Origin of the sequence: Novipirellula sp. (assembly GCF_041583735.1) — a bacterium.
GTDB lineage: Bacteria > Planctomycetota > Planctomycetia > Pirellulales > Pirellulaceae > Novipirellula.
The window spans coordinates 1-9,188 of sequence record NZ_JBFHFD010000332.1 but is presented as its reverse complement, the minus strand read 5'-3'; the positions used below and the strand labels follow the sequence as shown (position 1 = coordinate 9,188).

Genomic DNA, 9,188 nt, shown 5'->3' with positions numbered 1-9,188 from the left:
CTCGCAGCGGGTGTGTTTGCCGGTGCGGTGCTGCTTGCGCGCGCCGACCCAGAAAAATCGTTCATCGATTCGTTTTTTATCTTTGCCGGCGCGATCGACGCCAGCCTTCGCGACTTTGACCATCTGCAAACACTCGCCTTCACGCTTTTACTCGGTGCGATGGTAGGAGTGATGGAAATCGGCGGCGGGATCGAGGCGCTGATCGCGAAGCTTTCTCGCTGGATTCGCTCGCGACGAAGCGCTCAAGCGATGATTTCGCTCAGCGGATTGGCCATTTTTTTTGACGACTACGCCAACACGCTACTGATTGGTGGAACGATGCGGTCCACAGCCGACCGCTTCGGACTCTCACGCTCAAAATTGGCCTACCTTGTCGACAGCACGGCGGCTCCCGTCGCAGGCCTATCCCTGGTCAGCACCTGGGCGGCAATCGAAATCAGCTACATGAGCGAGGGGCTCGCTGACGCAGGGGTCACCGCCCCGTCCGCGGGGTTCGCGTTATTCATTCAGTCGATTCCCTATCGTTTCTATCCGATCCTGGCGATTGTGATGGTGTTTTTGGTCTCGATCACGGGACGCGATTTTGGAGCGATGAAACGAGCCGAGGAAGCGTCAATAGATCGCTCACCCCCCTCTCTAACCGCGGATCGGGAAACCGCAACGCCCCCTCGCCCCCCTCGCCTTTGGCTCGCGGCGGTCTTACCGATCTTGGCGTGCATCGCGGCACTAGGTACGACGCTGGTGGTGACGGGTTGGCAACCCGATTCCAACGTCGCTTCGGCCGGCGTGTTGCAAGATACGATTGAAATCCTCGGTAACGGGAAATCGTACCTTGCCTTGATCATCGGCGGCGCGGTGGGACTCGCCACCGCCTGGCTGACCCATGCAAAGTTCGGCAAATGCGAAGCCGAGATCCTGTTCATGGGAACGCTTCGAGGCGCCTGGCAAATGATGCCGGCGATGATCATCCTCTGGCTCGCCTGGGCACTGAGCGGCATGACCGGCGAGGATGCACTGCAAACTGGCGACTACCTATCAAGTCTGCTTTCCGATCGACTCGACCCGCGTGCCCTTCCCACGGTGGTGTTTGCCCTCGCTGGCTTTGTCGCCTTTTCAACCGGGACCAGCTGGGGCACCATGGCGATCCTGACCCCACTCTCTGTCACGCTGTCGCTCGACCTTGATCCAAGCGGTGGCCCTGGCGGAGCGATCTGTCTGGCAACCACCGGGTCGGTCCTGGCAGGTGCGATTTTCGGCGACCACTGCTCTCCGATCTCCGATACCACCGTCTTGTCGAGCCGAGCCTGTGGATGCGACCACCTGCAACACGTTCGCACTCAGATGCCCTACGCTCTGGTGGTCGCTTTGGTCTGTGTCCTCTTTGGATCGACCCCCGCTGTGTTGGGGGTCTCTCCCTGGATCTGCTTGATCATGGGGACCATCACCCTAACGCTGATCGTACGGTTCATTGGCAAGCATCCAACGACGTGAATGATCTCCTAGTAGCTAGCTTCGCCTAGAAGGTGGTGATCCGCATTGACGCGCCAACAATCCACGCTCTGGCGAACGTAGCTACGAAACGCAAATGCTGTAATTTGCAGCCTAAAAATCGCTCACGGCGTAAGCCACCCCGATAGCAAAACGAGTTTTTAACGCCTGGTCAGCTTCGTTCTGAAGGCAGCAAGAAACGCTACGGGGCTCGATTGCGAGGCAAGCCGCCGAAAGTCTTGGCGACTTTCGCTACGTCATTCCATTGACTGAGGGGGACGACAGGCTGGAAGCCTAGCCCAGATTGATTTTGAACTTCCTACAGTGCGATTGTAAAAATGAGGGGCGTTCACAGCCCTGATGAGTCATTTTTGCCGCATTTCAGCCAAATGGCGATAACGGCATCAGTATTGCATTGGACTCGAGAAAAAGAATAACAATCAAGCGTCAACGATGATGCTAACTCTGGACAAGGTACACGGATGCTTCGACACACATTATTGATGCTCGTCCCAATGGCGATCACCGCCACTCAACCAGCAAGTGTCGAGGGGCAAGACTTTTCACGCCAAGGCCAAAACGCTGCATCCATCGACACGCCTCAAACTCGTCTTCGTCCGATTGGCTCCGCCAGTGCGGTGGATCGCTACCGGTCCAGCGAACCCCGCACTGCATTTCGTGAAACGGCGTACCAAGCAAGCGGCAACGCGTTCCAATCGTCGCGGGTTTCCCACAACGGGACGAGCAACTTGGACGACGAACGCTTTCAAATTCGCCAAGCGATGATGCAGCAATCGGTGACCGCTCCGCAATTGCCGCCCGATGCTGCGCCAGGCGGTGCAGGGATGGGGTTGCCGCCGAACAGCTTTGCGGTCCCCTCCACGGCACCCAATCGCAGCGGCCCGAGCAATAGTGCTCCGCCGACAAGCTTTACGCCGCCTCCAAGTTCGTTCACGCCTCCCCCCAACACTCAGCCCGTGGCACCGTCGCTGCCGCCATCGATGCCATCGTCACCTCCCGTTGCGGCATCTCCATTTAACCAGGGCGGTGCTATCCCAGGGGGTGGCTCGATACCCCCTAGAACCACGCTACCCGCCAGCCCGAACGCATTTTCGCCAGCGCCGCCCCCACTAGCATCGGGATCTAGCGGACAAAACTCGCTTCCCTATTCGCCGACAAGCAGCAGTGATCTAACGCCGCTTGCCCAACCTGAATTGCAAACCGAGTTTGCGACGATGGGCAATTCGCCATGCATTACCGCTCCGAGCAGCTATACCGCTGCCTGCGGATCGCCGTACATGCCGGTCAGCTACTACGCATCGGACCCCTGTGCGGTACCGGCGACACTGCCGCCTACTTACGCACCCGCCCCCACTTACGCCCCCGCCCCGGCCGTGGCGGTCGCTCCACCTGCGGTCTACGGTACCCCCATCACCCCCGGCACCGCGGCACCGATCGGTTCGCTGTTCACGCTCGGCCAGGAACGAAACCTCGTCCAAGTCGGGCAAGGATTGTGGGGCCAACCGGTGGCATATGTACCAGGTCAAGGCGTACGAAACTGGATCCGCTACTTCTTTCCCTGATCAGACAAGCGAGCGGTTTGTCCAGATTAGAAATCAGGGTTTGACCGTAGCGGAGGTCGTCAAGACTTTCGACGTCATCTAAATTGGCACTTTACGGGTGTTTTTTGTAGCGGAGCGGCGCAAGCCGCCCGGTCTAGATCGAACGTTTTTTCATGCCGCTACGGACAGCACGCGCCGTGCCGCTACGAAAGTAGATGCCATTGGCTAGCCGCCCCCAATTTCACGCGGAGGCCGATGCAACTAGACTGATGGTGCGCTGCGTGTTCTTAACACGCATCTTACGAAGCAGTTAGACCGGAGTCTTCTAGCAAATTAGCCGTTTTGGCGCTAACCACGGTTTCGGCGTTGAACCGGGGCTAGCGCCCAAGCGGCTAACGGGACTTCACCCAATGATGCCTGCTTATTACGTAGCGTTCGTCCCTTTGGCAATGGCCTTTGCCAAAGGGTGTCATCCCGTCTTGTAGCCGATCCCGCGAGTCATGAATTCCAGCGAGAAAATTACCGAGATCTTTGCCGCTGTCTTTCAGGATCTCAACGACGAACGGCCTGCGGAACAGCAACTGGATTTTGATGCCAGCACGCCGCTGGTGGGTTCGCGAAGCTCACTCGATTCGATCGAGATGGTCACGCTGCTGGTGAATTTGGAAACCTCACTCTCCGAAACGTTTGGGCGCCCGATTCGCTTGTCCGACGAGAAAGCGATGTCCGAAACTCGTAGCCCCTTCAAAAACATCGCCAGCCTTGTGACGTTTGCGACCAAGGTCGTCGACACATCGACTGATGAGTAACGCAGTGCCCGAGCGGAACGAACGCATCCTGCTGATCACCGGAACCAGCCGTGGTATCGGACGTCATCTCGCCGAGCGATTCCTGTCCGCGGGCGAGACCGTGATTGGCTGTAGTCGCAGTGCCGCCATTCCCGATGGACTGAGCCCCGAATCGCTCCGCCGCTACTCGCACCACTGTTTGGATGTGTCCGACGAAACGGCAGTACGCCAATTGTTCCACGAGATCAAGCAGCGTCACGGCCGACTCGACGTTTTGATCAACAACGCGGGTATCGCGTCGATGAACCACAGCTTGTTGACACCGATTGAAACCGTGCGATCGGTTTTTGAAACCAACGTGATCGGGACCTTCCTGTTTTGCCAAGAAGCCGCCAAACTAATGCTCGCCAATCGAATTGGTCGCATCATCAACATGGCGAGTATCGCGACACCGCTAAAACTCGAAGGCGAGTCTGCCTACGCGGCATCAAAAGCCGCGGTAGTCAGCCTGACCGAAATTCTCTCTCGCGAATTTGCCAGCTCTGGAATCACGGTCAACGCGGTGGGCCCATCGCCGATCGGGACGGATTTGATCCGTGGCGTCCCCGCAAAAAAATTGGAACAACTGATTGACCGTCAAGCAATCAAGCGACTTGGAACTGCGGAGGATGTTTACAACGTCATCGATTTTTTCATTCGCCCAGAAAGCGATTTCATTACCGGACAAGTCATCTACTTGGGCGGCGTTTAGTCCGCCACCGAACTGATGCCGACACGTTTTCTACAAGACCGATTTCGCGACGTCCCGCAGTGTGATGCGATCATCTGGCAAGCACGAACGTTCTCGTATCGCTGGCTGCTCGATGCAATCCAGCAGTGGGATGCCCGACTCGATGAACACGAAATCCACGCGGGCACCGTGACCACACTGCTTGCCGACCTTTCACCACAAAGCGTCGCCGCCCTCCTCGCTCTGACCCAACGCGGTGCGATCATCGTTCCAATGACGGGATCGATGCGAAAACATCAACCAGCCTATGAAGCGATCGCCCAGTGTGAGGTTGCGATCGAAATCTCGAGCGACCAGACCATCTCGATCAATCCCATTCAAAGCGACGCTTCCGCAAAGCATGAACTGCATGCGAAATTAAGGGCCGCTGCTCACCCGGGGCTTGTGCTGTTTTCTTCTGGATCCACCGGCACCCCCAAAGCTGCGGTTCACGACTTCACTCGACTGCTCGACAAATTCCACCCACCGCGGCGAGCAATGCGAACGCTTGCCTTTTTGCTTTTTGATCACATTGGTGGCCTCAACACGATCCTGCACACGCTGGCCACGGGCGGATGCATCGTCGTACCATCTGACCGGTCGCCCGAATCGGTACTCACCGCGATCCAAGACTTCGGCGTGCAGTTGCTCCCCACGTCGCCCACGTTCCTAAAACTGTTGCTAATCAGCGATGCTTGGGAGGACTACGACCTGCAATCGCTGCAAATGATCACTTACGGCACCGAACCGATGTCAGCGAACATCCTGGCCGCACTGAACGAGAAACTTCCGCACGTCACATTCAAGCAAACCTATGGATTGTCGGAAGTCGGCATCTTGAGATCCAAGTCCAAAGATTCGTCGTCTTTGTGGATGCAACTCGGCGGCGATGGTGTCCAGACACGTGTGGTGGACAACGTCTTGCAAATCAAATCGCACTCAACAATGCTCGGTTACCTGAACGCAGCATCCCCATTCAGCGAAGACGGATGGTTTATCACCGGAGATGTGGTTCAGGTCGATGGCGACTACTTCAAAGTGCTCGGACGAGGTGGCGAAATGATTAACGTCGGCGGCGAGAAAGTTTATCCAGCCGAAGTCGAAGCGGTGATCGAAACCATGCCCCAAGTTCACACCGCGGCGGTCTATGGCGAAGCCAACGCGATCATGGGGATGATCGTCTGTGCCCGCGTCAAACTGATTCCAGGAGTCGAGCTTTCGGCAAGGGAATTGACACAAGCAGTCCGCCAACACTGCCGAAACCATCTGTCACCCAAACAAGTCCCGATTCGAGTGACGATCGACCCGCAATTATCGCATGACGAGCGTTTCAAGAAACAACGCACCCCACGGGCTTAACCGCATTGCTCCGATGCGAACCGTTCTCAATGGCGTTTGCAAAGCCATGACTTTACTTTGCCCACGGAGTGGAAGGTTCGGATGAGGGTAGGTCCAGTTCGTTTCCGCGGACACCTAAGCAGCTAGGCAGGAGTCTTTCCGTATATTAGCCGCTTTAACGCTAGCCACGGTTCCGACATTCAACCGGGGCTAGCGCCCAAACGGCTAACGGGATTTCAGCCAATGATTCCTGCTTAGCCTTCGAGTTCTTCCCAACGCTCAAACGCAGTGGCAAGCTGCTGTTCTAGTTCCGCCAATTCGCCGCTGACCTTTGCAATCTCGGCTCCACCTTTTTGGTAGAACGCAGGATCCGACATTCGATCGTGAAGTTTTGCAATCTCGACTTCAAGTTTTTCGATCCGGGCGGGCAACTTTTCGAGCTCGTGTTTGTCTTTGAACGACAACTTTTTAGACGCGGGCTTGGCTTGTTTCGCGGCCTCTGGCTCCTTCTTCGTCTCGCTCTTTGCGGAATCGGCAAGCTGTTTCTCGCTTTCGCGTCGACGCTCGACAGCAGCTTGCCAGTCGTCGTAACCACCGACGTACTCGTTCACGCCATCGTCTTCGAACACAATCGTACTGGTCACGACGTTGTTCAAGAACGTTCGATCGTGGCTGACCATTAGCACGGTCCCAGCAAAGTCGACGAGTTGCTCCTCGAGCATCTCGAGAGTTTCCGAATCGAGGTCATTTGTCGGTTCGTCCAACACGATGACGTTGGCGGGCTGGGTCATCAATCTCGCCAACAAGGCACGATTGCGTTCCCCTCCCGACAAAAACTTGATTTGGGTACGAGCACGCTCGGGGGTGAACAGAAAGTCTTGCAAGTAGCCGACAATATGCTTGGTCTTGTCACCGATCTGAATTTGATTCCCGCCGTCACCGACACATTCCTGCACCGTCTTTTCAGGATCGAGCGTGTCACGCAGCTGATCGAAATAGGCAATTTTTAGATTGGTTCCCAATCGCACGTTGCCCTCTTGCGGATCGAGTTGGCCGAGCAGCAGTTTTAGGAGCGTTGTCTTGCCTGCGCCGTTGCGGCCGATGATTCCAAGCTTGTCACCACGCATGATCGTCGTCGAAAAATCGTTCAAGATGGTTTTGTCTTGATACGAAAACGAAACATCCTTTAGCTGGGCCACCAAGGCCCCGCTGCGCTGAGCCTCTTGCAGATTCAGCTTCGCCTTGCCTTCACTGCTGCGTCGCTCGCTTCGATTTTCTCGCATAGCCTTCAGCGCACGCACGCGACCTTCGTTTCGCGTGCGACGCGCCTTAATGCCTTGGCGAATCCAAACCTCTTCCTCGGCCAATTTTTTGTCAAACAATGCGTTCTGTTTTTCTTCCGCCGCCAGTGCCTGTTCTTTTCGCAGCAGGAAGGTTTGGTAGTCGCAGGACCAATCGAACAGCCGCCCGCGATCAATCTCCCAAATTCGCGTGGCCAGGTTTTGCAGGAACGAGCGATCGTGCGTGACGAAAATCAGCGTCTTTTCCCAGCGGCTCAGAAAGTTTTCAAGCCATAGAATCGAGGCGATGTCCAAATGGTTCGTCGGCTCGTCTAGCAGCAACACGTCGGGACTTCGCGAGATGGCGCGTGCTAGCAACACACGACGTTTCAGTCCGCTGGACAGAGTCTGGAAGTCGGCGTCCGGATCTAACTGCATGCGTGAGAGCGTGGAATCCGCGGCATGTTCGATCTTCCACGCCTCTTCGTAGTCTGGATCGTCATCGTGAGCTTCGCTTTCGCCCAGCACGATCGACTTGATGGTTCCTTTCCAATCGCGGGGCACCTCTTGGGACAGCCTTGCCACGCGAGCGCCCGAACGGAGCGTAACCGAGCCACTGTCGGGCACGACGTCGCCGGTCAGGATCCGCATCAGCGTGGTTTTCCCAGCGCCGTTTCGTCCCAGAAGTCCAATACGTTGCCCCATCTCGATCTTGGCCGAAACCGAGTCAAGCAGTGAAGGGCCGCGAAAGCCAATAGTCAGGTTATCAATCGATATAAGCGTCATGCCAAGAGTGGAACGAACGCAAGCGAAATCGTCCAGAGGAAGTCAATTCAAGATTTTTTGCGGCGGCAAACCCCATGATCAACAACAAGCCCCCCCCAGGAGGATCGTTTTCTCGTCAAATTCAGCTCTCCGCTTCCCGTATCAAAGCGGCACTGCCAATCCGTCCCTCCGGAAATAGAGACAATAATCTTATCGGAGTACCGTCAATGATTGCGATCCGAACGCCCCATTTCGGCAGTCATCTCCGTGTGTCCTTGGACGACCATGAAGCCGATTGATTTCGTCCCACCCAACAGGTTCACCCCAGCGATCCCAATGTACAACTCAATGTACAATGTGGACGGTACAATGCGGACGCTGGCCGAACACAGATGTCGGTTACAGTTCCTTGATCCGATTGCTTCTTGACTCTCGGTTAGCCCCGCAACTCAACAACAATCATGCAGTCGACTCGGGTTCACACTTCCCCCAGACTCGGCGAAATGATTTATTTGGCTTGAATAGTTGGACATATGAGCAAACAAGACGATACCCCGGCGGGTCTTTCGGATGAACGACGATCCGCTGGCACGCGGTTTCCTGCCGTTTTGATTGCGGTGGGGCTGGTTTTGTTGCTGGCGTTGGCATCAGGAGTGGCGTTTGCTTGGTTGTATCAGGGCTCGGTGCCGGGTACGCGTCTGGTTTATTCGATCCAGCGTTCCGACGTTCACTCAGACGCAGTCACAAGCGACGAAATGGTCGAGCCACTTCGGCAACGACTTCGCCACCTTTTTGCTGCTGGCCTTGCCGTCCACGCCTTGGACGAGAACCAAGTCGAAATCATCGTGCCGACTCGGGATCCGGCCGAACTTGCCTATGCCAAACGCTTGCTTCGCACCGCTGGCGTGCTGCGATTCCTACCGATCGCCAATCAAACTCATCATGCCAATCTTCTGAATTTGGTGAAAGCGTCCTCCCAAACACCTACCGCAAGTCGCGATGTGCTTGACGAGAACGGAAGCGTGGTGGGAAGGTGGGTTACTGTGGGACGAGACGCCGCAGCAAAAACAGGCAGCGATGTGATTCCGCTAACCGTGCAATTGAATTCGCTCACGGTGCGTAATGCTCAGACCGGCGAAGTCCTGCAGATGCCAAGCAGCGTGCTTGGGAATGACAGCGGAGTCAAAATCGCTCGCTG

The 9,188-nt window shown here is 56.2% G+C and carries 6 protein-coding genes and 1 pseudogene; 6 read left to right on the top strand and 1 reads right to left on the bottom strand.

Features of this window, described 5'->3' with window-relative positions; all coding sequences use genetic code 11:
- From ABX962_RS21500 to ABX962_RS21480, 5 genes are all read left to right on the top strand, one after another.
- Nucleotides 1–1,491: Na+/H+ antiporter NhaC family protein (locus ABX962_RS21500; protein ID WP_372722170.1), on the top strand; the 1,491-nt coding region annotated here is incomplete at its 5' end.
- A gap of 479 nt (nt 1,492–1,970) precedes the next feature.
- Nucleotides 1,971–3,071 carry a hypothetical protein gene (locus tag ABX962_RS21495; RefSeq protein ID WP_372722168.1) on the top strand — a complete coding sequence of 367 codons (1,101 nt, stop codon included), beginning with the start codon at nt 1,971–1,973 and terminating at the stop codon, nt 3,069–3,071.
- A 479-nt stretch (nt 3,072–3,550) separates the two neighbouring features.
- A complete protein-coding gene (locus ABX962_RS21490; protein ID WP_372722166.1) occupies nt 3,551–3,859 on the top strand; it encodes a hypothetical protein in 309 nt (102 codons plus the stop codon).
- Nucleotides 3,852–4,589, top strand: coding sequence for an SDR family NAD(P)-dependent oxidoreductase (locus tag ABX962_RS21485; protein ID WP_372722165.1), 738 nt, complete (start codon nt 3,852–3,854; stop codon nt 4,587–4,589). Before ABX962_RS21490 ends, ABX962_RS21485 begins: the two co-directional genes overlap by 8 nt.
- Before the next feature lie 15 nt (nt 4,590–4,604).
- The gene (locus ABX962_RS21480; protein WP_372722163.1) at nt 4,605–5,966 is read left to right on the top strand and encodes a fatty acid--CoA ligase family protein; all 1,362 of its coding nucleotides are present in this window, start codon (nt 4,605–4,607) and stop codon (nt 5,964–5,966) included.
- Between the two features lie 233 nt (nt 5,967–6,199).
- Here ABX962_RS21480 and ABX962_RS21475 read toward each other — a convergent pair whose 3' ends face one another.
- Nucleotides 6,200–8,011: an ATP-binding cassette domain-containing protein gene (locus ABX962_RS21475; RefSeq protein ID WP_372722161.1), complete on the bottom strand. Its 1,812-nt coding sequence runs from the start codon at nt 8,009–8,011 to the stop codon at nt 6,200–6,202.
- Between the two features lie 512 nt (nt 8,012–8,523).
- Here ABX962_RS21475 and ABX962_RS21470 point away from each other — a divergent pair.
- Nucleotides 8,524–9,188, top strand: a pseudogene (locus tag ABX962_RS21470) (hypothetical protein); the annotation flags it as partial.